This is a genomic window from Sphingobium sp. LF-16, assembly GCF_003711185.1.
Lineage (GTDB): Bacteria > Pseudomonadota > Alphaproteobacteria > Sphingomonadales > Sphingomonadaceae > Sphingobium > Sphingobium yanoikuyae_A.
In genome coordinates, this window is the sequence record NZ_CP029335.1 from 3,040,536 (window position 1) to 3,065,208 (window position 24,673).

Sequence of the window (24,673 nt, forward strand, 5' to 3'; positions counted from 1 at the left end):
CGCTTCCGGACACCCGCTTTCCTACTCGGCCTTTCTCTGATCTATCCTGTCGGATGGCCCGCCCCCTCCATGCCTCCCTCCGTTCACGCGCATCAGCAGCGCTGATCTGTCGCCTGGATGTCGCGTCGGCGACGCGTCGGGATGACCCGCATCATGACCCGACCGACGCGTCGCCGTCGCGTGGCAGGCGCGTCATGGGGGCGTTTGCGGCGCATTTCGCTCGAATCCGCGCACGACACTGTGAACTTCGTAGGAGATTTGCCTGTCGCGTCACCGCCCGTTCCGCAGGGCCAGCAAAGCCGCTTGGCATCGGCCCGCCACTCCTGTAGCCATATACCCACATAGGGCGCCACAGCGCCACATAGTGGACATATTCTGGAGAGGGGGCCGATATGGCGACGGGACGGACCGCACGGATGCGCAGGATGATCGGGCGGAGTGCCGCCGGTCTGGCGCTGGCGCTATTGATCGCTCTGCCCGCCCCCACCTTTGCCCAGCCGACCGGCGCGCAGAATTTCGATGCCGGCTGGCGCTTCCATCAGGGCGATGTCGCGACCGCGGAACAGCCCGGCTTTGCCGATGCAAGCTGGCAGTCGGTCGACCTGCCGCATGACTGGGCGATCGCCGGGCCGTTCGACGAACATGCGCCCGCGACCGGATCGGGCGGCTTCCTGCCCACCGGCGTCGCCTGGTATCGCAAGCATTTCACCCTGCCGCCTGCCAGCGCCGGCCAGCGCGTCTTCGTCGAGTTCGACGGGGTGATGGAACGGTCGGGCGTGTGGATCAACGGCCAGCATGTCGGCCATCGGCCGAGCGGCTATGCCAGCTTCCGCTACGAGATCACCCAGCATTTGAAACCCGCCGGGCAGGAGAATGTACTGGCGGTGCGTGCCGACACGTCCGCCCAGCCAGCCTCGCGCTGGTATGCGGGCGGCGGCATCTACCGCCATGTCCGCATCATCACCCTGGGTGATGTCCATGCCGAAACCTGGGGCAGCACGGTGCGCGTGGCCAGGCTCGACGCGAAGAGCGCGGACCTTGCCATCGGCAGCAGCGTGATGAACCAGGGCAGTGCCCCGGTCGAGGCGCGGCTGGAGGCGGTGATCGAGGGGCCGGACGGCCGCAGCATCGCGACCTTCACCGGCCAGAGCATCAGCCTGCCCGCCGGGCGCGCGACCCAGATGGATGTCACCGGCACCCTGGCCGATCCGCGCCGCTGGGACATTGGCGATCCGGCGATGCACCAGGCGCTGCTGCGTGTGCGCGCGACCGACGGGCGGCTGCTCTATGAGGAACGCGTCCCCTTCGGCATGCGCGATGCCCGGTTCGAGGCGGCGAGCGGTTTCTGGCTCAATGGCCGCAACATCAAGCTGAAGGGCGTGGCGATCCATGCCGATGGCGGACCGTTCGGCATGGCGGTGCCGCTGGCCGTCTATGAACGGCGGCTCAAGGGACTGATGGCGCTGGGCATCAATGCGGTGCGCACCGCCCATCACCCCTTCTCGCCCGAATTTCTCGACCTGTGCGACCGGCTCGGCCTGATCGTCATGAACGAGGGCTTCGACATGTGGACGGTGGCGAAGAATCCGCAGGATTATCACCTCTATTTCACCGACTGGTCGTCGATCGATGCACGCGATTTCGTGCGGCGCGATCGCAATCATCCCAGCATCGTCATCTGGTCGATCGGCAACGAGATTCACGATACGCCCTATCCGCTGGTGGCGCAGTCGATCATCACCCGCCTGCAGGACATCTTCCATGCCGAGGATCCGACCCGGCCGGTGACGATGGCGCTGTTCCGCCCTAACACCACCCATGATTATGACAATGGCACCGCCGACCTGCTGGACGTGGTGGGCCAGAATTATCGCGAGAATGAACTGGCCAAGGCGCATGCCGACAAGCCCAGCCGCAAGATCATCGGCACGGAGAACAGCAAGAACCGGTCAAGCTGGCTCGTGGTGCGCGACGACCCGGCCTATGCCGGCATGTTCCTGTGGACCGGCGTCGATTATCTGGGCGAGGCGGACCGGGCCGGCTGGCCGGCGATCAGCAACCCGTCCGGTCTGGTCGACCGGGTCGATGGCGTGAAGCCGATCGGCTGGGAACGGGCGAGCTGGTGGTCGGAAAAGCCGGTGGTGAAGCTGGCCCGGCGCGTGACCGAGGTGATCGACATCAGCGAAATGCCGACCATGGTCGGCATCGCCCTGCCCCAACCCAAGGGGCCGGGCGCGCTAGCCGACTGGTCGCCCGACAATCGCGCCGCGCACAAGGAAAAGGTCGAGGTCTACAGCAACAGCGACGAGGTCGAGCTGTTCCTCAACGGCCAGTCGCTGGGGCGCAAGCCGCGCAACGCGGACGACAGCGCGATCACATGGGACGTCGACTATGCGCCGGGCGAGTTGCGCGCGGTCGGCTATCGCGGCGGCGCAAAGGTGGCGGAAGATATTCTGCGCAGCGCCGGCGCGCCCGCTGCAATTCGGCTGGTGCCGGAGGCCAAGGCAGTCGGCGGCGGCTTCGACGATGTCGTCGCGGTGCGGGCCGAAGTGGTGGACGCGAAGGGCGTGCTGGTGCCCGGCGCCACGCCGCTGCTCAGCGCGACGGTATCGGGGCCGGGCCGCGTCGTCGCCTTCGACAATGGCAGCGTCACCGACCATACCGCCTTTGCCTCGCCGCAGCGCGCGGCGGTGGGCGGCAAGGCGGTCGCCTTCCTGCGCGGCACCGGCAAGCCGGGCGCAATCACGCTACAGGTCAGCGCGCCGGGGCTGAAAACCGGCCGTATCAGCCTGCAGGGCGAGAAGGATTAGGGTCAATCGACATTCAGCCCTGACGGCCTGCAAATGGCGGTTCTCCGCGCTTCCGGTGCTCACGTACTTTAAGTACGCTGCGCTCCGGGTCACGGAAAACCACCATTTTCGTCACGTCATCATCTGAATGTCGATCGCCCCTAGGCCGATCGTCGCCCGGTCGCGTCGATGCAGGGGACCGCGCCGCTGGACAGCGACAGGGCGCGAACCTTGTAGCGCAGCGCCAGTTCATTGTGCGCAGCAATCACGCACACCGCATCGCCGCGCGCACGGGCTTCGTCGGCTTTGCGCGTCTCGTCGCGCGACCGGCGAAACAGATAGGCAGCATCCGTGATCACGTCCATCGAACCGACTCCGCTTGATTGCCATGCAACCTATCAGCCGCCGGAAGCGCCGTCCTAGACATGGATCAATTTTCGCAGTCGTCGGCGCCCGTTCATCCGCCGAAGCGGAAGCGCAGGCGCGCGCCATACATTTGCGGCTCGCCCAGCGTCGCCGTCTCGAAATTGACGCTGGGCGAACCCAGCCCGGCGATGAAGCTGTAATATTTTTCTTTGGTCACATTGGTCATGAACAGGCTGAGGTCGATGGGGGCGCCGGCGATACTGTTCCAGCTGGCGTTGAGGTTCAGCAGATCGAGCGGCGCCAGTGTGCTGAGCGCGGCGATCGACGGATCGGGATTGGTGCGGTCGGTATAGTTGACCAGCATCGAGGAACGATGGGTGAAGGTCGCGCCGAAGGAGATGCGGCCGATCTTCTCCTCGTCCAGCGGCAGGGTGTAGGTGCCGCTGACCGTGACCTTGTGACGCGGCGACAGCACTTCGGGATCGCCGGGCTGGAACGGCGCGGCAAGGATATAATTGGGATCGTTGAAGCTGGAGAAATCGGGCACCGACTTGATCTTGGTGCGCAAATAGCTGTAGCCGCCGGTCAGCACCAGTCCCTGGAACGGGGTGAGCGAGGCATCGGCCTCCAGCCCCCATATCTCCGACTTGCCGGCATTGACCGGCGCGGCGGTGGACGCCTGCCCCGACAGCGGCCGCGCATTGAAGCCGACCTGCAATTGCTGGTTGGAAAAATCATTATAGAAGCCGGCCAGGTTGAAGGTGCCGCGCAGCGCCCCGCCGAAGCTGGTCTTGAGGCCCAGCTCATAGCTGTCCACCTTCTCCGGCTCGACGATGTTGAGCGGCGCGGTGATGTTCGGCACGATCGTGCCGGCGCGATAGCCGCGCGCATATTTGGCGTAGAGCAATATGTCCTGGGTCGGGTTGTAATCCAGGTCGACCAGCCAGGTCGGCTTTTCCGACGACTGATAATAGTGCGACACGCAATTGGTCGCCGCCGCCTGCGGATTGGTGCAGCGATAGGGTGCGACCGGATTGAAGGCGCCATATTGCGGCGGATAGGCGACGATATAGGTGCGCTGGTCGCTGACATTGCGCGAATGATCCCAAGTGTAGCGGAAACCACCGGTCAGCTTCAATTGCTCGGTCAGTGCATAGGTCGCCTGCGCATAGAGGCCGACATTGTGGAAATTGGTGCGCCCCGCCGTGTAATTGACGGTGCCGGCATGGATCGGCTTGGCGAACGCCGGGATGGTCGGATCGAGATTGGACAGGAAGCCCATCGGATCGGTGCATTGCAGCGTGGCGGAATCGGTGCAGGACGCCAGGAAGGGCGACTGGCTGCCGCTCATGCCCAGCGGTTCGCTGACCTCCAGATAGGCCCCCGCCTGCCAGTTGAGCCGGCCATCGCCCGAGCGCCCCTGCACTTGCAGTTCCTCGGTAAAGGTCGACTGGTTGGCGGTATAGCCGCCCGGAATCGACGTCACCGTGGTGAAGGGCAGATGATAGCTGCCCAGCGCGGCGAGGAAAGGATTGATCGCGGCGAAATCCACGACGAAATCGGTGCCGAACAGCGGCGCGTTCATGCGCTGCTTCAACTGCGCATAGCTGACGATATTCTTGACCGTCAGCGTATCGCTCGCCTGCCAGCTGGTGGTGTTAATCGACTGCCATTGCTCGGTCCTGGAATAGGGATCCTCCAGTGACTGCATGACATCATAGAAACCGTTGCCCTGGCGCAGCAACTGGCCATAGGCGAGCTGGCCCAGCCCCTCCGGCGCGGCCGCGACCAGCTTCTGGATCGGGCCGTTATTGCTGGAATCGCTGTAAGAGAGGATGGTGTAGTTTTCGAGATCGGGGGTCAGATCGACGACCAGGCTGGCGCGCAGCGCGATATAATCGACATCGCCGAACCGGTCGGGGCCGATGCCGCTGCCGTTGCGCATATAGCCGTCGCGCTTCTGCCGGTCGACCCCGATGCGCATCCGCGCCCGGTCGCCGAGCGGCGCGTTGACCACCGCCTGACCGCGCCACATGTCAAAATTGCCGACCGATCCTTCGACATAGCCGGAAAATTCGTCGGTCGGCTTCTGCGGCACCAGCAGGATCGCGCCGCCAGTCGTGTTGCGGCCGAACAGGGTGCCCTGTGGCCCCTTCAATATCTGGACATTCTGCAGGTCGAAAAAGGCACCCGGCCCAGCGCCATCGCCCGAGGGCAGGCCGTTGGAGGCGCCGCGCGGCGCGACCACATCGGCGAAATAGACCCCGACCGAGGGCGCGGTGCCGATGTCCTGGGCAAAGCCGCGGATGGCGAAACTGCTATTTTCGCTGCCGAAATTGCCGTTGGCGGACAATGAGGGGGTATAGGCGGCCAGATCCTGCGCATTGACGACATTGCGGTTGGCCAGTTCTTCCTGATTGAACACGGTGATCGAGATCGGCACGTCCTGTAGCCGTTCCTCGGTCCGGCGGGCGGTGACGATGATGTCCTGGGTCACGCTGGCCCTGTCCTGCGCCTTATCCTGCGCCTGGGCCTCGATCGGCAGGGTGGGCAGAGTCGCGCAGGCGCAGAGAAGCAACGTCCGGAAACGGCGTGTCATGGCATCCTCCCATCCAGACCGCGCGGCCCTTATATGCTGGATCGACCGTCACGGCGTCGAGCGCCGCACAGACGGCGCCCATCCCTTTCATCATCGTCGCACCTGTTGCCCCGGACACAATGATTGCAGGCGCACAGCCTCTTGATCGACGAAGATGTGATACAGGTTATTTCATAAATCCGGATTAAGGGGCCTGTCAATCGGCACCGATCGCGCCGCGCAACAGTCCGGAAATGCAACGGGACTGGACCCTGACCACCCCTGAAGTTAAGAATGGTCCGCATTATCCTTAAGGAACGGACCGGTCTCTCTTGCTTGGCGGCGTGCATTTCGATCTCAACAGCCTGGTGATACTGGGCCTGTTGCTGCGCACGAAAAGCGTCACCCGCACGGCGCAGCAACTGGGCGTCAGCCAGCCGTCGGTCAGCCGGTCGCTGGCGCAGTTGCGCAGCCTGCTGGGCGATCCGCTGCTGGTGCGGACCGCCGGCGGCATGGAACTGACCCGGCGGGCGGAGGAACTGGCGCCCTCGCTCCAGGACTGGCTGGCGACGACCGCCGGCCTGCTGGAACCGCCCTGTTTCGATCCGGCGACGCTTGATCGCCGATTCCGCGTCGCATCGACCGATTTCGGCGTCGCCGCCGTGGTGGCGCCGACCCTGCCGCATATCGGCCGCGCGGCGCCGCTGGCGGCGATCGACATCGTGCCTTTGACCGGCGACATGGTGGCGCGGCTGACCGCAGGCGAGATCGACCTCATCATCAGCGGGCTCGATCCCGATCCGGCCCAGACCTATGAGCGCTTCCTGTTCACCGAAACGTTCAGCTGCGTCGTCGATCGCCATCACAAGCTGGCGGCGCATCCGACCGACCGATCCCTGTCGGTCGAGGATTTCCTGTCCTGCCCGCATATCAGCTTCGTCGTCAGCGACAGCGGCTTCGACCGGATCGAACTGCGCCTGGGCGATCTGGCGCCGCGCCGGCGGGTGATCGCCCGCCTGCCCTATTTCCAGGCGGCACCGCACATGATCCGGGGATCGGACGCGCTGATGACGCTGCCGACGCGCGCGGCCGAGGCAATCGCCCGGACCCATGACCTGGCCTGCCTGCCCGCGCCGGACCTGGTCGGCACCTTCGGCTATCGGCTGCTGTGGAACGAGCGGTCGCATCGCGACCCGGCCATCGCCTGGCTGTGCGACATGTTCGCCGACCATTGCGGCAGCGACGCAGCCCTGCCCCATAGCAAGGCCGCATAAGCCTTATCCGATATCGATATTTGGCGCCGCCCCGCGCTTCTGGCAACGGCCACTTGCAATTGACAATCGATCGCAAATGAACCCGCCATGATATTCGTTCCACCGATCGGGCCCGGCCCGCACCACTGATTTCCGGCACCCGTCCGGCCGGGTGGCTGGCGGGTGCCCGTCTATCCAGAACAGGGGATTTCCATGCCATCCATCCATTTGCTGCGGGCGACCGCGGCCCTTGTCGCGCTGACCAGCGCACAGCAGGCGCTGGCGGCCGAGGCCGACCAGGATTCCAACCAGATCGTCGTCACCGCCGCCGGCCGCGAACAGGAGGTCCGCGACGCGCCAGCCTCGATCAGCGTCATCACCCGCGAGACGCTGGACGCCATGCCCTATCGCGAAGTGACCGATGCGCTGATGGAAATCCCCGGCGTCACCGTCACGCCGGGCGAAGGCAATAGCCGCGACATCTCGATCCGCGGCATGGCGCCGCAATATACGCTGATCCTGGTCGACGGTAAGCGGCTGTCGTCGCGCGAATCCCGCACCAATGGCGGCAATGTCAGCGAAGGTGGCCTGCTGCCGCCGCTCGAAGCGATCGAGCGCATCGAGGTGGTGCGTGGCCCCATGTCCTCGCTCTACGGATCGGACGCGATGGGCGGCGTCGTCAACATCATCACCCGCCGGATCAGCGATCATTGGCGCGGCAGCGCACGCGTCAACGGCACGATGCAGCTGGCGGACAATTTCGGCAATTATACCGACGGCAATTTCTATCTGTCCGGCCCCGTCACCAACGGCATCGGCCTGCAATTGCAGGGATCGATGAACCGGCGCGAGGGCGACACGGAAATCGGCGGCACGCCCGAGCGGCATGATGACAGCCTGGCCGGCAAGCTGGGCTTCAACCTCAGCGCCAACCACCAGATCCTGCTGGAGGGCGGCTATTATCGGCAGAAGGTGATCGAGGTTGCCGGCGAGACGACCGAGACATCGGCGACCGCGCCGCTCGGCACCGAAACCACCCAGACCCAGAAGCGCAAGGTCGCATCGATCAGCCATAGCGGCCAGTGGGGCTTCGCCAGTTCCGAATCCTATCTGCAATATGAGGATGCCGAAGATGTCGAGGCGCAGAAGCGGATCAAGAACACGGTCGGCCAAAGCCTGTGGGTGATCCCGCTGCCGTCCAACACGCTGACCGTCGGCGGCTTTTATCGCTATGAGGATCTGTCGGACCTGACCGGCAACCTTTTGTCGGGATCGACCACCACCGGCACCACCCGCACCAGCTGGGCGCTGTTTGCCGAAAATGAGCTGAAGCTGCTCGACGGACTGGCGCTGACCGGCGGCATCCGCATGGACCATGACGAACAATATGGCGTCCACTGGACCCCGCGCGTCTATGCGGTGTGGAACATCACCCCGTCCCTGACGCTGAAGGGCGGTTATTCGCAGGGCTTCCGCGCGCCGAGCCTGCGCCAGACGATTCCCGACTGGGGCCAGACCAGCCGTGGCGGCACCATCTATGGCAATCCCGACCTAGAAGCCGAAACCTCCCGCACGATCGAGGCTGCCCTGCTCTTCTCGCGGAATGGCTTCAACGCCAGCGTCACTGCCTATGACACCCGCTTCAACGACAAGATCACGCGCGTGACCTGCGAAGTGGCGGGGGCCTGGTGCGTCGATGAACCGCTCAGCTCGATCGGCCGTCCTCCCACGACCTATGTCAATGTCGACAAAGCGCGGGTACGCGGCGTCGAAGTCTCGGTCGACGTGCCGCTGACCCACACGCTGCGGCTCAACGCCACCGGCACGCTGACGGATTCGGAACAGCTGAGCGGCGCCAATATCGGCGCGGCACTTAACGACACGCCCAAGCAGCAGGCCAGCGCCTCGCTCAACTGGCGCCCGGATAAGCGCTTCTCCGCCTTCGTGCGCGCCGTCTATCGCGGCGAGGAAGCCGTCACCGAGGCGCAGATCAGCGGCAATAATATCGTGTCGCCCGACTATACGGTGGTGGACATGGGCGCATCCTACAAGATCACGCCCGCCTTCACCGTCCATGCCGGGGTGCAGAACCTGCTCGACAAGCGGCTCAACTATGACACGGCGGGCTATCTGATCGACCCGGCCCGTGTCTGGATGGGCGTGGGCGTGCGCTTCTGATCCGACGTGCGATCGCCGGCCCGGCAGTGGCCGGGCCGGCGATCAGACCGCGACGCTGAAGCGCGTTTCGGCCGGACGCAGATAGGCATCGAAACAGGCGGCGATGGACCGGGCATAGGGCGCCGCGCCGGGTTGCAGCAGCAACTCGTCCCCCTCCCGCCGGAGCAGGCCGATCCGCTCGAACCGGTCGAGCAGCGCCGGTTCGGCAAGGTCGCCACAGGCCGCCCGACCGTCGCACAGCAGCCGTTCGATCAACGCGCCCCGCCGCTGGTCGTCGGCACTGCGCCGCACTCCACGGGCCGCGGGCAGCCGATGGTCCGACAGCGCTTCACGATAGGCGCCCGCATTCTTCTCATTCTGGACGATCAGGTCGGGAAACTGGCTGATCGCGCTCGCGCCCATGCCGATCAGCGCATCGCTGTCATCCTCGGTAAAGCCCTGAAAATTGCGGCGCAGCCTTCCGGCAGCGGCGGCCACCGCGAGCGGATCGTCGGGCAGCGCGAAATGATCGAAGCCGATCGCCTGATAGCCGGCCGCCGTCAGCATCGCATGGCCAAGCTTCGCCATCGCAAAGCGCTGTTCGACGCCCGGCAATTCGGTCGCGTCGATCCGCCGCTGGCGCGGCAGCAGGCGCGGCATGTGGGCATAGCCGAACAGCGCGATGCGCGAGGGAGACAGGCGAATGCTGTCCTCCAGCGTCTGCGCCAGATCCGCCTCGCTCTGCCCCGGCAGGCCATACATCAGGTCGAACCCCACCTGGATGCGCGCACGGGCCAACGCACCGACGGCCATCGCCACCGTCTCGGCCGGCTGCACCCGGCCGATCCGCTGCTGCACATGGGTGGCAAAGGTCTGCACCCCCAGATTGACGCGCGTCACCCCGACCTTGGCCATGGCGTCGATCCAGGCCCGGTCGATCCGGCGCGGGTCCAGTTCCACCGCCATCGCCGCCGCGCTGGCGTCGAAGCAGAGCAGCAACTGATGATTGAGCCGGACCCAGTCGATCAGCGGCAGAGAATTGGGACTGCCGCCGCCAAAGGCGACATGGGTGACGCGGCCACGCCCGCCCAGCCGCGCCGAAACCAGCGCCATTTCCCGCTCCAGCGCATCGACGTAGGCGGACAGGCGGCGGGGCCGGGTCGCCGCCCCGGTGTTGCACCCGCAATACCAGCAAATGTCATGGCAATAGGGGATATGGACATAGAGCGACAGGCGCGCGTCCGCCGACATCGCGTCCAGCCGCTGCGCCATGTCGGTCGCGCCGACATCCTCGCCGAACTGGGCAGCAGTGGGATAGCTGGTGTAGCGCGGCACCGGCGCGGCGAGCAGGTCGGGATGATAGCGGAACATGGCGCCCCGCCTGCCATGGCGCCCGATGCCGAACATTGCGCAGGATCAAATCGCCGATTGCGCCGCATCAAGGAAGGCCGCCCCGATCGGGAGCAGAGCGCCATCACTGACCCACGATCAGGGATGGAGAAAAGACATGCACTTGAAAAAGATGATGATTGTCGCCGCGATGGGCGCCATGGGCACGGCGCTGGCCGCCGCCCCGGCCCAAGCCAAGCAGGGCGACGTGCTGGTGCGCGTGCGCGGCATCATGGTCGCCCCCACCGAAAAGAGCGGCAGCATCCTGCCCGGCTTCCCCGGCGAGAAGGTGTCGGTGAACAACGGCATCGCGCCCGAAGTCGACGTCACCTACATGGCCACCGACCATATCGGCTTCGAACTGATCGCCGCGACCACCAAGCATAGCGCCAGCGGCCGCAGCGGCACCACCGGCGGGATCGGCAAGCTGGCCTCCACCTGGGTGCTGCCGCCGACGCTGACGATGCAATATCACCCGATCGTCGAAGGCCATGTCCGCCCCTATATCGGCGCCGGCGTCAACTATACGCTGTTCTACAACGAGGATGCGTCGAGCGGGCTGGAGGATGCGGTCGGCAAGACCAAGGTCCATATGTCCGATAGCTTCGGCTGGGCCGGCCAGGTCGGGGTCGACATCGACCTCAACGACAAGATCTTCCTCAACCTCGACGTCAAATATATCGACATCGACACCAAGGTGCGGCTGACCACCGCGGCGGCCGGCACCCAGAACGTCAAGGTATCGCTCGATCCCTTCGTGTTCGGCGTGGGCGTCGGCATGCGCTTCTGATCCTCCGGGGGGTGGACCAGAAGGAAGGGGCCGGAGCGGATCGCCGCTCCGGCCCCTTCATCATTTTACCAGCCATGCGATCAGAAACGCTTTTCCAGGATCAGCAGCGACGGCTCGTCATCGACGCTGCGGGCGACAAAGCCCTGTTCGCGCTCCAGTTCGATCGCGGCATGATTGGCGCGGCTCTCGATCGCCTGCAGCAGGCCGACACCCATTTCCTGCGCGCGGTCGGTGGCGTGGCGCAGCATGCTCCAGCCCACGCCCTTGCCGCGATGGTCGGCGCGCACCGAAATAGCGACTTCGGCGCGTGTCCGGTCGGGATCGGCGGCCAGGGTCGCGGCCGCCAGTATGGCGCCCTTCTCGTCGGTCGCCAGGAAGGTCTCGCAATTATCGGGGTCGCCATGGATCAGATCATGAATCTGCCCGGCGCTGACGCCCGGCGCGCTGCTGAGGAAGCGGAAGCGGCGATCATCATCGGATACGGCCGAAAAGAAATGGGCCAGCGCCTTGGCATCGCCATCCTGCGCCGGGCGCACCTGGACGCGAATGCCGGTGCGGGTTTCCAGAATATCCTTGTCGGTCATGAAGAAGGCATCCCTTGCTATGATCGTTGCCCCCCGAATGTGCCATTGGATCGGCGATCGAAATAGGGAAATTTGCGGATAGAGACGAGCCGAGCGGGCTACTAGTCAGGATGACGATCATGCGGCGCTGCATCGGCGCCCTCTTGTCGGGACATGTTCGATGAAGACCATCTTGCTGCACATCCGCGCGGACAACGGCATGGAAAGCCGCCTGCAGGCCGCGTTCGACCTGTCGCGCGCGACCGGCGCCCATATCAGTTGCCTGCAGATCGCGCCGCTGCCCGAACTGGTCGCCGCAGATCTTTATGGCAGCGGCTATCTGGTGCCCGAGGCGATCGATGCGGTGCGCCGCCGGGACGAGGAAATGCGGCTCGGATTGGAAGAGCGCCTGCGGCGCGAGGGCATGGCGTGGGACTGGCATTATCGCAGCGGCGACCTGGTCCAGGGCCTGCTGGAAACCGGTCGCCTGGCCGACGCGATGCTCGTTTCCCTGCCGCCGCCGGGCCGCCGGCAGGCCGATGATCCAGCGCCGATCGTCGCCGACCTGGCGGTCAACAGCCGCGCCCCGGTGCTGGCGATCCCGAGCATGGCCAAGGGCTTTCGCTGCACCGGCCGCGCGATGGTTGCCTGGGACGGATCGCATGAGGCGGCGTCGGCGCTGACCGCGAGCCGCACCCTGTTGCGGGTGGCGAGCGAAGTCCATGTCGTCACCGTGGACGAGCGGTCGAAGCGCGACTTCCCGCCGACCGACGCGGCCGAATATCTCTCGCGCCACGGCATTGCGGTCGAGATTCACGAATGGCCGCGCAAGGATCGCAGCGTGGAAGAAGCGCTGTCCCATGCCTGCCAGGAACTGTCGATCGACTGGATGGTGATGGGTGCCTTTGGCCACAGCCGGCTGCGGGAAACCATTTTTGGCGGCGTAACCCGCTATATTCTGGCCGAAACACGGGTTCCGCTCTTGCTGGCGCACTGATTTACGGTCAGTGATCGGACATGGCGTTCAACGATGGCGATCCGCAGGATAATGCGACCAGCCGGGAACAGGCTCTGCTGGGATCGATCCTGGCAACGGTGCCCGATGCGCTGATCGTGATCGACGCGACCGGGCATATCGTCTCGTTCAGCCCGGCCGCCCAGCGCATGTTCCAATATGCCGAGGCCGATGTGCTCGGCCGCAATGTCGCGATGCTGATGCCCTCGCCCGATCGCGAGCGCCATGATTCCTACCTGCAACATTATCATGACACCGGCGAAAAGCGGATCATCGGCATCGGCCGACTGACCACCGCGCGCCGGCGCGATGGCTCCACCTTTCCGATCGAGCTGGCGGTCGGCGAAGTGCAGGACCATGGCGAAAAGCTGTTCACCGGCTTCGTGCGGGACCTGACCGATCGGCAGAAGGCCGAGCGCCGCCTGCAGGATCTGCAGGCGGAACTCAGCCATGCCGCCCGCGTCACGGCGATGGGCACGCTGGCTGCGGCGCTGGCGCATGAACTGAACCAGCCGCTGACTGCGATCGCCAATTATATGGAGGCAGGCCGCGACCTGCTGCGCACCGATGCACCGGTCGACCGCGACTTGCTGGGCGAGGCGATGGACGAAGCCGCGCGCCAGGCGATGCGCGCGGGCCAGATCATCCGGTCGCTGCGGGAGTTCATCCGCCGAGGCGAAGCCGATCGCCAGGCCGAACCGGCCGCCACGCTGCTGGCCGAGGGGGTCGCGCTGGCCTTCATCGGCATCGACAGCCGGGGCATCGACATGGACATCGTCGTCGACCCGCGCGTCGGCCGGGTGATCGCCAACCGGGTGCAGGTGCAGCAGGTCATCATCAACCTGGTGCGCAACGCGGTCGAGGCGATGGACGGCCGCAATCGCCGCATCCTGCGCCTGTCGGCGGTGCCGGCCGAGGACGGACAGGTCGAACTCATCATCGCCGACAGTGGCCCCGGCCTCGATCCGGCGGTCGCGCGATCGCTCTTCACCCCGTTCAGCACGACGAAACCCGCCGGCATGGGCGTAGGCCTGTCGATCAGCCGCACCATCGTCGAGGGGCATGGCGGACGGATCTGGGCCGACGCCTCGCACTGGGGCGGCGTCGCCTTCCACTTCACTCTCGATTCTGCGGACCGCCTGCCATGAGCCTGCCCACCGACCAGCCCATCCATGTCGTCGATGATGACGAGGCGATCCGCCGGTCTCTCTCTTTCATGCTCAAGACCAGCGGCTTTTCGGTGCGGCTTTTCTCGGGCGGCACCGAATTCCTGAAGGAGGTCGGGACGCTGGAGGGCGGCTGCGTGCTGCTGGACGTGCGCATGCCCGACATTGACGGGCTGGAAGTGCAGCGCGAGTTGCGCGCGCGCGGCATGATGCTGCCGGTCATCATCATGACCGGCCATGGCGATGTCGGCATGGCGGTCGCCGCGATGAAGGCCGGGGCCACCGATTTCATCGAAAAGCCGTTCGAGAAGGCGGCATTGCTCGCCGCGATCGAAGCCGCCTGCGCGCAGGCAAGCGCCGACCAGGGCCGCAACAGCCAGCGCGAGACCGCCCGCGCCCGGCTCAACATCCTGACCGATCGGGAACGCGAAGTGCTCAAGGGCCTGGTCGACGGCCTGCCCAACAAGACGATCGCCTATGACCTGGGCATCAGCCCGCGCACAGTGGAGATTCATCGCGCCAACCTGATGCAGAAGCTGCAGGTCCACAGCCTGTCGGAAACGCTGCGCATCGCCTTCCAGGCGGGGGTCGAATAGGACAGAAAGTCCCATAGGGGATTTACGGATAGTGCCCGCCCCGCCGCCGCGCCAAGCAGCGGTCATGAACATGCATTTTGATCTCGCGCAAACCCTGCCCGGCGGCATGCCCGTTCCTGCCCCCTGCTCCGACGCCAGCTTCTGCCAGCGCTGCGAGGTGCGCGACCGCGCCATCTGCGCCACGCTGGAAGAGGATGAGCGCGGCGCGCTCAATCGCCTGGGCCGGCGCGTCACGATCGCGGCGGGGCAGACGGTGATGTGGGAAGGCGACGACGCCACCATCGTCGCCAATGTGATCGACGGCACGCTCAAATTGTCGGCCTCGACCGGTGACGGGCGCGAGCAGATTGTCGGCGTGGTCTATCCATCCGACTTCATCGGCCGCCCCTTCGGCCGCAGCACGCCGCACAGCGTCACGGCGCTCACCGACGCGCGCCTGTGCCTTTTCACCCGCGGCGCCTTTGACGGCTTTGCCCGCGAGCATCCCGAGCTGGAGCATCGGCTGCTGCAACGCACGCTCGACGATCTCGACCGGGCGCGCAGCTGGATGCTGCTGCTCGGCCGCAAGAATGCGCGCGAGAAGATCGCCACCTTCCTGCTCGACATGTCGCGCCGGCTGGCCCGCGAAGGCCAGCCCCCGCTCGACCGGTTCGACCTGCCGCTGTCGCGCCAGCAGATCGCCGACGTGCTGGGCCTGACGATCGAGACGGTGAGCCGGCAGCTGACCGACCTCAAGCGGATCGGCATCATCGCCCTGCCCGGCCGCCGCATGGTGGAAATCCGGGATCGCGCGGCGCTGCTGGACTGTAGCGAAGCGGCCTGACGTCGCCGCGCCGGGCATGTCCGGCCTATTTGCCCCGATCATCCTGCAATCGGGATCGCCCCTCTTCATCTTGCCGGCCGCTTGTTCTATGGCCGCAGGCCTGATTGCCGAGGGAATGCCATTTTGATCCTGGACCTTGTCGCCGCCGCTTCGAGCGCCATCCGCTTCGACCAGCTGGGGCTCAGCCCCGTCGCCCTGGACCTGGGCTTCTTCACGCTCAAATGGTATAGCCTGGCCTATCTGGCCGGCATCCTGATCGGCTACTGGTATCTGTTGAAGCTCATTGCCCAGCCCGGTTCGCCGATGGCCCGGCGCCATGCCGACGACATGATCTTCTATGCGACGCTGGGCATCATCATCGGCGGCCGGCTCGCCTATGTCTTCTTCTACCAGCCCGAAATCCTCCAGCATCCGCTGGACATCTTCAAGCTGTGGAATGGCGGCATGTCCTTCCATGGCGGCGCGGCGGGCGTGTCGCTCGGCATCCTCTACATGGCGCGCAAGGAGAAGCTGAGCTGGCTGCGCATCCATGACTATGTCGCCTGCGTCGTGCCTTTCGGCCTGTTCTTCGGCCGCCTCGCCAATTTCGTGAATGGCGAACTGTGGGGCAAGGAAACCGACGTGCCCTGGGCGATGATCTTCCCGACCGGCGGCCCCTTCGCCCGCCATCCGAGCCAGCTTTACGAAGCCTTTTTCGAAGGCATCATCCTGTTCTGCATCCTTGCCTTCGCCTTCTGGAAGACCAAGGCGCGCTACAAGCCGGGCATGCTGGTCGGCCTGTTCGTCTTCTTCTATGGCGTGTTCCGCTTCGGCGTCGAATATTTCCGCGAGGCTGATGCCCAGCTGATGGAATTTGCCGCTCGCACCGGCCTGCACATGGGCCAGTGGCTGTGCGTGCCGATGATCCTGGGCGGCCTCTACCTGATCGTCACCGCCAAGGGCCGGCGTGTGCGCGTCGAACCGATCGCGGGCAGCGCCAGTGTCAGCTGACGCCCTGCCCGGCGCGATGGGCCTGCCCGAGCGCCTGGCCCGCCAGATCGACGCCGGCGGGCCGATCTCCATCGCCCATTATATGGGCGAGGCGAACCAGCATTATTATGGCACGCGCGATCCGCTGGGGCTGGAGGGGGACTTCACCACCGCCCCGGAAATCAGCCAGATGTTCGGCGAACTGATCGGCCTGTGCCTGGCCGATGTCTGGCTGCGATCGGGCCGGCGCGCCGATCCGCTCTATGTCGAGCTGGGGCCGGGGCGCGGCACGCTGGCAGGCGATGCGCTGCGCGCGCTGGAGGGCGCCGACGTCACCTCGCGCATCCATTTCGTCGAGACCAGCCCGACCCTGCGCGAGCGGCAGCGCGCCCAGATTCCCCATGTCGTCCATCATGACAGCGTCGAAAGCCTGCCCGACCAGTCGCCGCTGCTGGTGGTCGCCAATGAATTTTTCGATGCCCTGCCCGTGCGGCAGATGATCCGCGTCGGCGACGAATGGCGTGAACGGGTGGTGATCCGGCGCGAGGAAGAAGGCCGCTTCATGGCGGTGCCGGGCTATCGCCGGATCGAATCGGGCCTGCCGCCGATCGCCGCGCAGGCGCCCGAGGGCGCGATCATCGAAGTGGCGCAGGCCGGTGCCACCGCGGGCTATGCCCTTGCCAGCCGGATCGCGCGCCAGGGCGGCGTCGCGATCATCATCGACTATGGTTATGAAGGCCCGGCCCTGGGCGACACGCTGCAGGCGGTGAAGAACCACCAGTTCACCGATCCCTTCACCGATCCGGGCGAGAGCGACCTTACCACCCATGTCGATTTCATGATGCTGGCCAATGTCGCGCGCCAGGCCGGGCTGCGCGTCCATGGCGCGGTGACGCAGGGCCATTTCCTGCAGCATCTGGGCATCGACGTGCGCGCTTCCGTGCTGGCCAAGGGCAGCCCGCAGCGCGCCGCCGAACTGGAGGCGCAGCGCCACCGCCTCACCGACGAAGCGGAGATGGGGACATTGTTCAAGGTGATGGCCTGGGTCCACCCCGACTGGGCCGACCCGGCAGGATTCGAGAAATAGCGGCCCCGTTGGCCGCTAGTGGTCCGATTCTGACATTCGATACCGCTTGAGGCGATGTCGCACACGAATGTCAGAATCTGTTCGGACCACTAGAAATATTTGTTTCTAGTGGATTTTACGATTTTGACATTTGCAAATCCAGCCCATCGACAAGGGATGCAAATGTCAAAATCAATCCACTAGATTTCAATCTTCCTGATGATAGCGGCTGAGGCGACGGATGAAGCCAATGAGGCCGGTCTGGCGGCTGCGCTTCATCCGTTCGGCGTGCAGGATGGTGCGCACGCGCTCGAAACATTCCTCGACGTCGACATTGCACAGCACATAGTCATAGCCGTCCCAGTGGGCGATCTCGCCCGCGGCGCGCGCCATGCGGCCCTCGATCACTTCATTGCTGTCGGTCGCGCGACCACGCAGACGCTTTTCCAGCTCCTCCATCGAGGGCGGCAGGATGAAGATGCGGACCACGTCGCCGCCGGCAATCTGATGCAGCTGCTGCGCGCCCTGCCAGTCGATGTCGAACAGCACATCCTTGCCGCTCTTGAGCATCGCCTCGACCGGCGCGCGCGGCGTGCCATAGCGCTGGCCGAAGACATGCGCCCATTCCAGGAACTCATGGTCGTTCGCCATGCGGCGAAACTCTTCCAGGTCGACGAAATGATAATCCTTGCCATCGACTTCGCCCGGCCGGATCGTCCGCGTCGTCGCCGACACCGACATCGACAGGTCCGGTTCGCAGGCCAGCAATTTGCGTGCAATCGTCGACTTGCCGGCGCCCGAGGGCGAGGACAGGACAAAGAGAACGCCGCGGCGCTTGAAATCGGGGGTGTCGGTGGGAATGTTGTCGGCCATGGCCGCTAGTGGCGTCGTGGACGGCATTTTGCAAGAGGTTGGGGGAGAAGAGGCTTGGCGCGATCGCGTAAAGGAATGAAACAGCGGGGCTTTATCCTCGCCCTGCTGATCGCGCTGGCGGCTGCCGCGATCCTCTATCTGATGGGCCGCCCGCCGATCTGCACCTGCGGCACGATCGCGCTATGGCATGGGCCGATCGACAGCGGTAACAGCCAGCATCTGTCCGACTGGTACAGCCTCAGCCACGTCATCCACGGCTTCCTCTTCTATGGCGCGACCCATTTTCTGATGCGACGCAGGCCGCTCGGCGTCCGCCTGTCGGTGGCGGTGGCGATCGAGGCGGTGTGGGAAATCCTCGAAAATTCACCGATCATCATCGACCGTTACCGCACGGCGACGATCGCACTCGGCTATTCAGGCGATTCCATCCTCAATTCGATGAGCGATATCGGCATGATGGCCCTGGGCTTCCTGTTCGCGTCGCGCGCGCCCGTCTGGCTGACAATCATCGTCGCGATCGGCTTTGAATTGCTGGCACTGGCGGTGATCCGCGACAATCTGACACTCAATGTCCTGATGCTCGCCTGGCCGATCGACGCGATCAAGGCCTGGCAGGGCGCGCTTTAGCCCGCCTTCTTGCGGGCGGCACGCGCCTCGTCGATCAGGATCGGCTTGGCGCTGGCGTCGGTCAGCAGCTTGGTCGCCATCTTGCGGTCCGCCTCGCGCTTGGCCTCATAGAGCTTGCCCGCCAGATAGGCGCCGGTAAGGACCATGGCGCCGACCGGATAGCGCATGATGAGGCGCTTGGCGCCGGCCCCGGCGATCAGGCCGATCACGCCCTTCTTGCCCGTGTCGGCGGCGACCCGTGCGGCCACCACCGTCGCGCCGAGCCGTGCCGCCTTGCGAAACAGGCTCGACTTGCGAACGCGCGTCGCGGTGGACGGAAGCTTTGCGGCGGTCGGGGCGGGCGTTTTCTTCATAGGGGATTAATGTATCGCACCCGCCCCGGTTCCGCCAGTTGATCTGGATCAGACCATATTTTCCGGCCGCACCAGCCGGTCGAAGGTCGGCTCATCGACCAGCCCCAGTTCGAGGCCCGCCTGCTTGAGCGTCAGCCCCTTCTTGTGCGCATGCTTGGCGATGGTCGCGGCATTGTCATAGCCGATCTCGGGCGCCAGCGCGGTCACCAGCATCAGCGAGCGTTCGACCAGTTCGGCGATCCGGCCCTCATTGGCCTGCATCCCTTCGACGCAGCGGTCGGCGAAGCTTTCCATGCCGACGCTGAGCAGATGGATCGAGCGCAGCACATTGGCGCCGATCAGCGGCATGAAGACATTGAGTTCGAAATGGCCCTGCATGCCGCCGACGGTCACCGCCTGATGATTGCCGATCACCTGCGCCGCCACCATGGTCAGCGATTCGCACTGGGTCGGGTTGACCTTGCCCGGCATGATCGAGCTGCCCGGCTCATTGGCGGGCAGGTCCAGCTCACCCAGGCCCGAGCGCGGGCCGGAGCCCAGGAAGCGGATGTCATTGGCGATCTTGGTCAGCGCCACCGCCAGCGTGTTGAGCGCGCCGGAGAAGAAGACGAGGCCATCCTTGGCGGCCAGCTGCTCGAACTTGTTGGGTGCGCTTTCAAACGGGGTGCCGGCAATGTCGCTGATCGCCGCCGTCATGTCGTCCGCCCAGCCATCGGGTGCGTTGAGACCGGTGCCGACCGCCGTGCCGCCGATCGCCAGCTTGCGGATATTGCCGTTCAATGCCCCCTCGATCCGCGCCTTGCTGCTGACCAGCTGCGCGGCATAGCCGGAAAATTCCTGGCCCAGCGTCAGCGGCGTCGCATCCTGCGTATGGGTGCGGCCGATCTTGACGATATGACCCCAGCCTTCTGCCTTGGCGGTCAGTACGCCGGTCAGCTTCTCCAGCGCCGGGATCAGCTTGTCGCGGGTCGCCAGCACGGTCGCGACATGGAGCGCGGTCGGGAAGCTGTCGTTCGACGATTGGCTCATGTTCACATGGTCGTTGGGATGGACCGGGCTCTTGCCGCCGCGCGTGCCGGCCAGCTGCTCATTGGCATAGCCGGCAATCACCTCATTGACGTTCATGTTGGTCTGGGTGCCGCTGCCCGTCTGCCAGATGACGAGCGGGAACTGGTCGTCGAGCGCGCCGGAGACGATCTGCTGCGCGGCATTCTCGATGCCCGCGACGATCGTCGCGTCTAGGCCATGTTTCGCATTCACCCGCGCCGCCGCCTGCTTCACGATCGCCTGCGCATGGACGATGCCGATCGGCATCCGCTCGGTCGCGCCGAAGGGGAAATTCTCGATGCTGCGCTGGGTCTGGGCGCCCCAATAGGCGTCGGCCGGCACCTCGATGGCGCCAATGCTGTCGGTTTCGGTGCGGGTAGCGGACATTCAGAACTCCCAGTTAAGAATCAATCGCAAAACTGGTTCCGATGTAGGGCCGGGGCGGGAAATTCCAAGGCGAAACTTGCGAATATCGCATATCCCTATGGCCCATCCGCACGGCGGGCCACAGGCCGTCATGCAGAGGCAGGATCTGCGCCTTTACCGGGGTTTACCGCAATTGATCGGCGCACGCGGCCCGATATCCTGCCCGGCATCCAGGAGGAAAACCGCATGTCCGATCGCCCCGTCCTTGCCCTCCTCCTCTGCCTTGCCGCCACGACGGCTCCGGTCCACGCAGCAGAAGAAGAAAAATCGTCCGACGACCCCACCAAGATCGCGACCAAGGTCGGCATCACCCGCGCCTCCGACGAATTTTCGCTGTCCGGATCGGTCGCGGTCGGCCCCAAGTTGAAATTCAATGCCCGCGTGTCGGAATCGGGCCTCTGGTCGGTCGGCGCATCCTATCTGCTCCCGGTCGCGATCCTGACCTTCTCGGCCGGCAAGAGTCATTTCGATTCGGGCGTGGAACAGACGCGCTATTCGCTCGGCGGCTTCGTGCCCCTGTCGCAAATCGGGCTGAAGACCGGCAAATTGCAGATATTCGTGCCCTTCGGCTATACCTATACCAATGGGCATGGCCCGGTCAGCGATATCGACCAGAGCGATGGCCTGCCGATCGCGCTCAGCAGCAACAGCGGCTATGTCGGGCTGTTCCTGTTGCGGCCGCTGGGACCGAAGCTGACCGCGATGGCGGGCGGCAATGTGACCAAGGGCACCCATGATTTTTCGGGCGTGGCGCTGGGTGGTGGCCTGTCCTACCATCTTACGCGTCGCGACACGGTCGGCGCCAATATCAGCTATGTCGACAATAGTTTCGGGACGAGCCAGAAGCTGCGCTTCTCCTATCGCCACGAATTTTGAGCCTGCGGCCGATGCCGGCCGCCGGGCTCACTTCTTCTTGCCGAAATCCACCGTGACGACGTTGGAGCCATCCTCGGTCGTGACCAGCGGCGCGTCATTTTCGGCCACGTCATGGGGTTCGGGCTCTTCGTCGGCCTGAACCTGGAACTGCAGCGCGAAATTGACGGCGGGATCGACGAAGGCGGTGATCGCGCTGAAGGGAATGACCAGATGCGCCGCGACCTGGTTGAAGGTCAGGCTGACCTCGAAATGGCGGTCGCTGACCTTGAGATCCCAGAACTTGTTCTGGAGGACGATGGTCATCTCGTCCGGGAAACGTTCCGATAGATGCTTGGGGATATCCACCCCGGCGGCATGCGTCTTGAACGTGATGTAGAAATGATGCGCGCCCGGCAGGCCGCCGGTCTGCTGCACTTCGCCCAGCACGCGGCCGACGACCGCGCGCAGGGCCTCCTGCACGATTTCGTCATAGGGAATCAGGCTGTCGGGCAGGTCTTCACTCATGGGGCATATGTCCTAACGACGCGAAAGCGGCGGTCAACCCCCGCCCGAGAGGTACATCATCAGATTGCATGGCGCGCGCGACGCGCTATAGGGCGCGCATGCGCACGGCCGAGATTCACCGCAACACTGCGGAAACGCAGATCGACGTGACCGTCAACCTCGACGGCACCGGTCTTTACACCGTCTCCACCGGGATCGGTTTCCTCGACCATATGATCGAGCAGCTGTCGCGTCACTCGCTGATCGACATGACCGTCAAGACCGTCGGCGACCTGCATGTCGACCAGCATCATACCACCGAGGATACGGCGATCGCAATCGGCGAGGCGCTGGCCAAGGCGCTGGGCGACAAGCGCGGCATCAGCCGGTACGGCAGCGTCTATTCGCCAATGGACGAAACGCTGAGCCGCGTCGCGCTCGACATTTCCGGTCGCCCCTGGCTGGTGTGCAAGCTGCCCTTCACCGTCACCAAGGTCGGCGAATGGGACACGGAGATGGTGGAGCATTTCTTCCACAGCCTGGCCCAGGCCGCCGGCATCACGCTGCACATCGAGCTGCTCTATGGCAGCAACAATCATCATATCGTCGAAAGCGCGTTCAAGGGCCTGGCCCGCGCGCTGCGCCAGGCGGTGGAGATCGACCCGCGCAAGGCCGACGCCATCCCCTCGACCAAGGGCATGCTCTAAGCATCATTTCCATAGAAAGGCCGACCCCATGTTCATCATTTCGCTGACCTATACGGCGCCGATCGATGTGCTGGACGGCCATCTGGCCGATCATCGGGCCTGGCTGGACCAGGGCATTGCCGATGGCTGGCTGCTGCTCGCCGGCCGGCGCGAACCGCGCACCGGCGGCATTTTGCTGGCGCGCGGCGAACGTGACGAGATCGCGGCGAAGGCCGCGACCGATCCCTTCGTCGTCAACGGCGCGGCATCGTTCGACCTGATCGAGTTCCTCCCGGCGCGTGCCGCCAGCGTCAATCTGGACACGCTGCTGCCATGATCATTGCCTTGATCGACTATGGCGCGGGCAATCTCCATTCGGTCCACAATGCCCTGCGCAAGGCGGGCGCCGATGATGTGACCATCACCGCCGATGCCGATGTCGTGGCGAAGGCCGACCGCATCGTCCTGCCCGGCGTCGGCGCCTTCCGCGCCTGCCGCGATGCCTTGGTCGCGATCCCCGGCATGGTCGACGCGATGAACGAGGCGGTGAACCAGCGCGGCATCCCCTTTCTGGGCGTCTGCGTCGGCATGCAGTTGCTCGCCGACGCCGGCGAGGAGTTCGGCCGGCATGAGGGGCTGGGCTGGATTCCCGGCACGGTGCGCCTGATCGAACCGACCGATGCCTCGATCAAGGTGCCGCATATGGGCTGGAACGATGTGGTGCTGAACGGCGAGCCGCCGCTGATCGAGGCCGGCGAGGCCTATTTTCTGCACAGCTATCATTTTGAGGCCGTAAATCCGGCCCATGTCGCCGCCGTCACCGACCATGGCGGGCCGCTGGTCGCCGCCGTCGCGCGCGACACCATCATCGGCTGCCAGTTCCACCCGGAAAAGAGCCAGCGCTACGGCCTGTCCTTCCTCGCGCGCTTTCTGGACTGGAAGCCGTGATACCGCCCCTACCCCCGTTCGGTTCGAGCCTGTCGAGAACCGTTGCGCGTGGGTTCTCGACAAGCTCGAACCGAACGGAAATCGGATAATGTCCCTGATCGTCTTCCCCGCCATCGACCTCAAAGGCGGCCAGGTCGTCCGCCTGGCCGAGGGCGACATGGACCGTGCCACCGTCTATGGCGACGATCCCGCCGCGCAGGCGCTGATCTTTGCCGCGGCCGGCGCCCAGCATATCCATGTCGTCGATCTGGATGGCAGCTTTGCCGGTCATGCGGTCAATGCCGAAGCGGTCGAACGCATCGTCGAGGCCTTTCCCGGCCATGTCCAGCTCGGCGGCGGCATCCGCAACCGGGAATCGGTCGAACGCTGGTTTGACCTGGGCGTATCGCGCATCGTGATCGGCACCGCTGCGCTGAAAGACCCCGCCTTCGTCAAGGCGGCCGCGCGCGACTTCCCCGGCGGCATCGTCGTCGCGGTCGATGCGCGCGACGGCTTCGTCGCCACCGACGGCTGGGCGGAAAAGAGCGACATGCCGGTGATCGACCTCGCCCGCCGGTTCGAGGATGCGGGCGTCGCCAGCCTGCTCTTCACCGATGTCGGCCGCGACGGCCTGCTCAAGGGCGTGAATATCGATGCGACCGTCGATCTCGCGCGCGCCACCGACATGCCGGTGATCGCCAGCGGCGGCGTGGCGGGGATCGCGGATATCCGCGTCCTCAGCCTCCATGCCGATGACGGGATCGAAGGCGTCATCACCGGCCGCGCCATCTATGACGGCCGCCTCGACCTCAAGACCGCGCTAGCGGTCGCGCAGGCGGCGGCCTGACCCCCTCC

The 24,673-nt window shown here is 65.2% G+C and carries 24 protein-coding genes; 16 read left to right on the plus strand and 8 right to left on the minus strand.

Annotated elements, in window-relative coordinates; all coding sequences use genetic code 11:
• Positions 1 to 425: 425 nt before the first annotated feature.
• Positions 426 to 2,810 (plus strand): glycoside hydrolase family 2 TIM barrel-domain containing protein, encoded by a 2,385-nt coding sequence (locus tag DIZ22_RS14030; protein ID WP_234415718.1) that lies wholly within the window; start codon positions 426 to 428, stop codon positions 2,808 to 2,810.
• A gap of 140 nt (positions 2,811 to 2,950) precedes the next feature.
• Here DIZ22_RS14030 and DIZ22_RS14035 read toward each other — a convergent pair whose 3' ends face one another.
• Positions 2,951 to 3,154: a hypothetical protein gene (locus DIZ22_RS14035; protein ID WP_010339662.1), complete on the minus strand. Its 204-nt coding sequence runs from the start codon at positions 3,152 to 3,154 to the stop codon at positions 2,951 to 2,953.
• Between the two features lie 92 nt (positions 3,155 to 3,246).
• The gene (locus DIZ22_RS14040) at positions 3,247 to 5,754 is read right to left on the minus strand and encodes a TonB-dependent receptor (protein ID WP_048937434.1); all 2,508 of its coding nucleotides are present in this window, start codon (positions 5,752 to 5,754) and stop codon (positions 3,247 to 3,249) included.
• A gap of 323 nt (positions 5,755 to 6,077) precedes the next feature.
• On the opposite strand from DIZ22_RS14040, the gene DIZ22_RS14045 reads away from it, so the two are divergent.
• Together DIZ22_RS14045 and DIZ22_RS14050 are read left to right on the plus strand one after the other, a co-directional pair.
• Positions 6,078 to 7,007, plus strand: a complete 930-nt coding sequence (locus DIZ22_RS14045) for a LysR family transcriptional regulator (RefSeq protein ID WP_234415717.1) — start codon at positions 6,078 to 6,080, stop codon at positions 7,005 to 7,007.
• Between the two features lie 192 nt (positions 7,008 to 7,199).
• Positions 7,200 to 9,164 (plus strand): TonB-dependent receptor, encoded by a 1,965-nt coding sequence (locus DIZ22_RS14050; RefSeq protein WP_122928358.1) that lies wholly within the window; start codon positions 7,200 to 7,202, stop codon positions 9,162 to 9,164.
• 42 nt (positions 9,165 to 9,206) lie between these two features.
• On the opposite strand, the gene hemN is transcribed toward DIZ22_RS14050, so the two are convergent.
• The gene (gene hemN, locus DIZ22_RS14055) at positions 9,207 to 10,514 is read right to left on the minus strand and encodes an oxygen-independent coproporphyrinogen III oxidase (protein ID WP_048937458.1); all 1,308 of its coding nucleotides are present in this window, start codon (positions 10,512 to 10,514) and stop codon (positions 9,207 to 9,209) included.
• Between the two features lie 136 nt (positions 10,515 to 10,650).
• On the opposite strand from hemN, the gene DIZ22_RS14060 reads away from it, so the two are divergent.
• Entirely contained in the window at positions 10,651 to 11,322 is a 672-nt protein-coding gene (locus tag DIZ22_RS14060; RefSeq protein ID WP_004208552.1) for an OmpW family outer membrane protein, read from the plus strand.
• 80 nt (positions 11,323 to 11,402) lie between these two features.
• On the opposite strand, the gene DIZ22_RS14065 is transcribed toward DIZ22_RS14060, so the two are convergent.
• A complete protein-coding gene (locus DIZ22_RS14065) occupies positions 11,403 to 11,906 on the minus strand; it encodes a GNAT family N-acetyltransferase (RefSeq protein WP_010339656.1) in 504 nt (167 codons plus the stop codon).
• Between the two features lie 160 nt (positions 11,907 to 12,066).
• On the opposite strand from DIZ22_RS14065, the gene DIZ22_RS14070 reads away from it, so the two are divergent.
• The 6 genes from DIZ22_RS14070 (at position 12,067) to DIZ22_RS14095 (ending at position 17,541) form a co-directional block, all read left to right on the plus strand.
• Positions 12,067 to 12,882 carry a universal stress protein gene (locus tag DIZ22_RS14070; RefSeq protein ID WP_048937437.1) on the plus strand — a complete coding sequence of 272 codons (816 nt, stop codon included), beginning with the start codon at positions 12,067 to 12,069 and terminating at the stop codon, positions 12,880 to 12,882.
• A 20-nt stretch (positions 12,883 to 12,902) separates the two neighbouring features.
• Positions 12,903 to 14,048, plus strand: a complete 1,146-nt coding sequence (locus DIZ22_RS14075; RefSeq protein WP_004208555.1) for a PAS domain-containing sensor histidine kinase — start codon at positions 12,903 to 12,905, stop codon at positions 14,046 to 14,048.
• Entirely contained in the window at positions 14,045 to 14,662 is a 618-nt protein-coding gene (gene fixJ, locus DIZ22_RS14080) for a response regulator FixJ (protein ID WP_048937438.1), read from the plus strand. Before DIZ22_RS14075 ends, fixJ begins: the two co-directional genes overlap by 4 nt.
• A gap of 64 nt (positions 14,663 to 14,726) precedes the next feature.
• The gene (locus DIZ22_RS14085; protein ID WP_010339652.1) at positions 14,727 to 15,485 is read left to right on the plus strand and encodes a Crp/Fnr family transcriptional regulator; all 759 of its coding nucleotides are present in this window, start codon (positions 14,727 to 14,729) and stop codon (positions 15,483 to 15,485) included.
• Positions 15,486 to 15,608: 123 nt separating this feature from the next.
• A complete protein-coding gene (gene lgt, locus DIZ22_RS14090) occupies positions 15,609 to 16,475 on the plus strand; it encodes a prolipoprotein diacylglyceryl transferase (RefSeq protein ID WP_004208558.1) in 867 nt (288 codons plus the stop codon).
• A 16-nt stretch (positions 16,476 to 16,491) separates the two neighbouring features.
• Complete coding sequence (locus DIZ22_RS14095; RefSeq protein ID WP_170978474.1) at positions 16,492 to 17,541, plus strand: SAM-dependent methyltransferase; 1,050 nt, start codon at positions 16,492 to 16,494, stop codon at positions 17,539 to 17,541.
• A 186-nt stretch (positions 17,542 to 17,727) separates the two neighbouring features.
• Here the strand turns inward: DIZ22_RS14095 and gmk are convergent, their stop codons facing one another.
• Positions 17,728 to 18,393 (minus strand): guanylate kinase, encoded by a 666-nt coding sequence (gene gmk, locus DIZ22_RS14100; protein WP_004208560.1) that lies wholly within the window; start codon positions 18,391 to 18,393, stop codon positions 17,728 to 17,730.
• Positions 18,394 to 18,468: 75 nt separating this feature from the next.
• Between gmk and DIZ22_RS14105 the strand changes: the two genes are divergently transcribed.
• Positions 18,469 to 19,020, plus strand: coding sequence for a DUF2585 domain-containing protein (locus tag DIZ22_RS14105; protein WP_048937440.1), 552 nt, complete (start codon positions 18,469 to 18,471; stop codon positions 19,018 to 19,020).
• Here the strand turns inward: DIZ22_RS14105 and DIZ22_RS14110 are convergent.
• Both DIZ22_RS14110 and fumC read right to left on the minus strand, forming a co-directional pair.
• Positions 19,017 to 19,373, minus strand: a complete 357-nt coding sequence (locus tag DIZ22_RS14110) for a hypothetical protein (RefSeq protein WP_004208562.1) — start codon at positions 19,371 to 19,373, stop codon at positions 19,017 to 19,019. The two genes, DIZ22_RS14105 and DIZ22_RS14110, sit on opposite strands and share 4 nt — an antisense overlap.
• Positions 19,374 to 19,421: 48 nt before the next feature.
• A complete protein-coding gene (fumC, locus tag DIZ22_RS14115; protein WP_048937441.1) occupies positions 19,422 to 20,807 on the minus strand; it encodes a class II fumarate hydratase in 1,386 nt (461 codons plus the stop codon).
• Between the two features lie 225 nt (positions 20,808 to 21,032).
• On the opposite strand from fumC, the gene DIZ22_RS14120 reads away from it, so the two are divergent.
• Positions 21,033 to 21,722, plus strand: coding sequence for a hypothetical protein (locus DIZ22_RS14120; protein WP_010339648.1), 690 nt, complete (start codon positions 21,033 to 21,035; stop codon positions 21,720 to 21,722).
• Between the two features lie 27 nt (positions 21,723 to 21,749).
• On the opposite strand, the gene DIZ22_RS14125 is transcribed toward DIZ22_RS14120, so the two are convergent.
• The gene (locus DIZ22_RS14125; protein WP_004208566.1) at positions 21,750 to 22,226 is read right to left on the minus strand and encodes a ClpXP protease specificity-enhancing factor SspB; all 477 of its coding nucleotides are present in this window, start codon (positions 22,224 to 22,226) and stop codon (positions 21,750 to 21,752) included.
• Between the two features lie 98 nt (positions 22,227 to 22,324).
• On the opposite strand from DIZ22_RS14125, the gene hisB reads away from it, so the two are divergent.
• From hisB to hisA, 4 genes are all read left to right on the plus strand, one after another.
• Positions 22,325 to 22,912: an imidazoleglycerol-phosphate dehydratase HisB gene (gene hisB / locus DIZ22_RS14130; protein WP_007710360.1), complete on the plus strand. Its 588-nt coding sequence runs from the start codon at positions 22,325 to 22,327 to the stop codon at positions 22,910 to 22,912.
• Between the two features lie 28 nt (positions 22,913 to 22,940).
• A complete protein-coding gene (locus DIZ22_RS14135; protein WP_004208568.1) occupies positions 22,941 to 23,228 on the plus strand; it encodes a YciI family protein in 288 nt (95 codons plus the stop codon).
• Positions 23,225 to 23,839 (plus strand): imidazole glycerol phosphate synthase subunit HisH, encoded by a 615-nt coding sequence (gene hisH / locus DIZ22_RS14140; RefSeq protein WP_010339647.1) that lies wholly within the window; start codon positions 23,225 to 23,227, stop codon positions 23,837 to 23,839. The genes DIZ22_RS14135 and hisH overlap by 4 nt, the downstream gene beginning before the upstream one ends.
• An 88-nt stretch (positions 23,840 to 23,927) precedes the next feature.
• Complete coding sequence (gene hisA / locus DIZ22_RS14145; RefSeq protein WP_004208570.1) at positions 23,928 to 24,665, plus strand: 1-(5-phosphoribosyl)-5-[(5-phosphoribosylamino)methylideneamino]imidazole-4-carboxamide isomerase; 738 nt, start codon at positions 23,928 to 23,930, stop codon at positions 24,663 to 24,665.
• Positions 24,666 to 24,673: the final 8 nt, after the last annotated feature.

Coding starts and splice junctions, on each gene's coding strand:
- DIZ22_RS14030 (WP_234415718.1), top strand. CDS start 426: ATGATCGGGCGGAGTGCCGCCGGTCTGGCGCTGGCGCTATTGATCGCT.
- DIZ22_RS14035 (WP_010339662.1), bottom strand. CDS start 3,154: ATGGACGTGATCACGGATGCTGCCTATCTGTTTCGCCGGTCGCGCGAC.
- DIZ22_RS14040 (WP_048937434.1), bottom strand. CDS start 5,754: ATGACACGCCGTTTCCGGACGTTGCTTCTCTGCGCCTGCGCGACTCTG.
- DIZ22_RS14050 (WP_122928358.1), top strand. CDS start 7,200: ATGCCATCCATCCATTTGCTGCGGGCGACCGCGGCCCTTGTCGCGCTG.
- hemN (WP_048937458.1), bottom strand. CDS start 10,514: ATGTTCCGCTATCATCCCGACCTGCTCGCCGCGCCGGTGCCGCGCTAC.
- DIZ22_RS14060 (WP_004208552.1), top strand. CDS start 10,651: ATGCACTTGAAAAAGATGATGATTGTCGCCGCGATGGGCGCCATGGGC.
- DIZ22_RS14065 (WP_010339656.1), bottom strand. CDS start 11,906: ATGACCGACAAGGATATTCTGGAAACCCGCACCGGCATTCGCGTCCAG.
- DIZ22_RS14070 (WP_048937437.1), top strand. CDS start 12,067: ATGAAGACCATCTTGCTGCACATCCGCGCGGACAACGGCATGGAAAGC.
- DIZ22_RS14075 (WP_004208555.1), top strand. CDS start 12,903: ATGGCGTTCAACGATGGCGATCCGCAGGATAATGCGACCAGCCGGGAA.
- fixJ (WP_048937438.1), top strand. CDS start 14,045: ATGAGCCTGCCCACCGACCAGCCCATCCATGTCGTCGATGATGACGAG.
- DIZ22_RS14085 (WP_010339652.1), top strand. CDS start 14,727: ATGAACATGCATTTTGATCTCGCGCAAACCCTGCCCGGCGGCATGCCC.
- DIZ22_RS14095 (WP_170978474.1), top strand. CDS start 16,492: ATGGGCCTGCCCGAGCGCCTGGCCCGCCAGATCGACGCCGGCGGGCCG.
- gmk (WP_004208560.1), bottom strand. CDS start 18,393: ATGGCCGACAACATTCCCACCGACACCCCCGATTTCAAGCGCCGCGGC.
- DIZ22_RS14105 (WP_048937440.1), top strand. CDS start 18,469: ATGAAACAGCGGGGCTTTATCCTCGCCCTGCTGATCGCGCTGGCGGCT.
- DIZ22_RS14110 (WP_004208562.1), bottom strand. CDS start 19,373: ATGAAGAAAACGCCCGCCCCGACCGCCGCAAAGCTTCCGTCCACCGCG.
- fumC (WP_048937441.1), bottom strand. CDS start 20,807: ATGTCCGCTACCCGCACCGAAACCGACAGCATTGGCGCCATCGAGGTG.
- DIZ22_RS14120 (WP_010339648.1), top strand. CDS start 21,033: ATGTCCGATCGCCCCGTCCTTGCCCTCCTCCTCTGCCTTGCCGCCACG.
- DIZ22_RS14125 (WP_004208566.1), bottom strand. CDS start 22,226: ATGAGTGAAGACCTGCCCGACAGCCTGATTCCCTATGACGAAATCGTG.
- hisB (WP_007710360.1), top strand. CDS start 22,325: ATGCGCACGGCCGAGATTCACCGCAACACTGCGGAAACGCAGATCGAC.
- DIZ22_RS14135 (WP_004208568.1), top strand. CDS start 22,941: ATGTTCATCATTTCGCTGACCTATACGGCGCCGATCGATGTGCTGGAC.
- hisH (WP_010339647.1), top strand. CDS start 23,225: ATGATCATTGCCTTGATCGACTATGGCGCGGGCAATCTCCATTCGGTC.
- hisA (WP_004208570.1), top strand. CDS start 23,928: ATGTCCCTGATCGTCTTCCCCGCCATCGACCTCAAAGGCGGCCAGGTC.